The following is a 784-nucleotide window of genomic DNA, read 5'->3' as shown; positions in this document are numbered from 1 at the left end:
GGCGTAACCTGCCTTGACTGCCACACGCAGCATGAAGCCGCACTCAAGGCGCAAGGCAATGCCCTATGCACGCAATGCCATACGAAATTGGCGCCGGAGCGCTTTGTAAAATTCAATCCGGGCGGCGACTTTGATACCTCGACCCACACTCGTCACCCGGTGGGATCGACTGGAGCGCAGTGCACGAATTGCCATATGCCTGAGCGTACCTATATGAAAATCGACCCACGGCGCGACCACTCCTTCGTCATTCCGCGTCCTGACCTGTCGGCAGCCTATGGTACGCCGAATGCCTGCACGACATGCCATGAGGGCAAAACCAACGCCTGGGCAGGCGAAAACATGGACCTATGGTATGGCAAGGCCTGGCGTGAGCGTCCGACGACGGCACATGCATTTGCCGGCGCGGCACAGAACGATCCCGCGTCAATCGATGCGTTGCGAAAGATCGTTGCAGACCGTGAACAGGCGGGCATTGTCCGGGGCAGTGCGGTTGCCGCCATGAGCCGCGTCGGCGGGATAGACGTCGCAGCTGATGTAAAGGCGGCAGCGGAGGACCCGGATCCACTCGTCCGGCTCGGGGCAGCAGAAGGCGGCGCCAATCTGCCACCCGAACAACGGCTGGACGCGATAGGGCGGCTCCTTGCGGACGATACGCGCGCCGTGCGCGTGGCAGCTGTAACCGCCCTTGGCAGCACTCCGTCGCTCGGTTTGCTGGGTGACGCGAGAAAGAACTTCGACACCGCGGTCAAAGACCTGCGTGCCTATGTGCAGTCCAATGCCG

1 protein-coding gene is annotated in these 784 nt (G+C 61.9%); it reads left to right on the top strand.

Features of this window, described 5'->3' with window-relative positions; all coding sequences use genetic code 11:
* Positions 1-784, top strand: a 784-nt coding sequence (locus tag ACXJ5O_RS28790; RefSeq protein WP_457302886.1) for a cytochrome c3 family protein, incomplete at both ends; no start/stop codon positions are given.

The organism is Phyllobacterium sp. P5_D12, from assembly GCF_054049495.1.
Note: the sequence above shows the minus strand (reverse complement) of the source record. Positions and strands in the feature narration are given on the sequence as shown.